Genomic DNA, 1,330 nt, shown 5'->3' on the forward strand with positions numbered 1-1,330 from the left:
GGGCGGATCGCACCGCCAGGTTTTAATTGAGGATATATCATGTCACAGGTCATTAATACCAACGCACTGAGCCTGGTTGCACAGAACAACCTGAACAAATCTCAGTCCACTCTCGGCACTGCGATCCAACGCCTGTCTTCTGGTCTGCGTATTAACAGCGCAAAAGACGATGCTGCTGGCCAGGCTATCAGCAACCGTTTCACCGCCAGCATCTCTGGTCTGACTCAGGCTTCCCGCAACGCTAACGACGGTATCTCCATCGCTCAGACCACTGAAGGTGCGCTGAACGAAGTGAACGACAACCTGCAGAACATCCGTCGTCTGACTGTTCAGGCGCAGAACGGCACTAACTCCGATTCTGACCGTCAGTCCATCCAGGACGAAATCAATGCCCGTCTGGATGAAATCGACCGCATCTCCAATCAGACTGAATTTAACGGCGTTAAAGTTCTCAGCCAGGATCAGTCTCTGTCTATTCAGGTAGGTTCTAACGATAGCGAAACTATCAGTATCGATCTGAGCAAGATGGATGCCGGCACCCTCGGGATGACTGATTTCAACGTGGCTGGCGGTATTAATGCCGCAACCCTGAATACAACAGGCGCTAATGTGAATGTTGATGAAGGCTATAAGTATGATGTAGCTAATGTCACAGACAAAGGTGCCAAAAAGGCGGATAATATTGTTAAAGATGATGCAACTGGTAAAATCTACGCCCAGATTGGTACAGATGCCGATCCGGCAAATAATAAGTACTATGAAATTAAGGATGACGGTAAAGGCGGTATGACCTTCGATAGTGCTGGTGCGGCTACAGGTTTTACTAAGGCTACAGCACCTACATCAGTAAAAGACCAAGAAGCTTATCACTCTACACAAGTAACAGGTGTGCCGGCCGGTACCACCCTGAAAGACGATGGTAAAGGTAACTACTATCTGGAAGATGCTACGGGTAATTTAACCAATGCCAAACTGGATACTACCAACGATAAGGCTGGTAATTTCACTGCGACCATCACTGATTTAAAAACCGCAGTTAACACCAAACCAGCAACCACCGATCCGCTGAAAGCTATCGATGCCGCGCTGTCTCAGGTTGACAAACTGCGTTCTGGCCTCGGTGCCGTACAGAACCGTTTCGATTCTGTTATCAGCAACCTGAACAACACCGTTAACAACCTGTCTGAGTCTCGTTCTCGTATCCTCGACGCTGACTTCGCGTCTGAAGTATCTAATATGAGCCGCGCTAACATCCTGCAGTCTGCCGGTACTTCTGTTCTGGCACAGGCCAACCAGGTTCCGCAGAACGTTCTGCAGCTTCTGCGTTAAT

The 1,330-nt window shown here is 48.9% G+C and carries 1 protein-coding gene; it reads left to right on the forward strand.

Features of this window, described 5'->3' with window-relative positions:
- Nucleotides 1-39: 39 nt before the first annotated feature.
- A complete protein-coding gene (locus FEK43_RS22580; protein WP_130238329.1) occupies nt 40-1,329 on the forward strand; it encodes a FliC/FljB family flagellin in 1,290 nt (429 codons plus the stop codon).
- Nucleotide 1,330: the final 1 nt, after the last annotated feature.

Source organism: Escherichia sp. E2562 (assembly GCF_005781075.1).
Taxonomy (GTDB): Bacteria; Pseudomonadota; Gammaproteobacteria; order Enterobacterales; family Enterobacteriaceae; genus Escherichia.

Bases quoted from the DNA above. Each gene is read 5' to 3' on its own strand.
- FEK43_RS22580 (WP_130238329.1), top strand. From the start codon at position 40: ATGTCACAGGTCATTAATACCAACGCACTGAGCCTGGTTGCACAGAAC.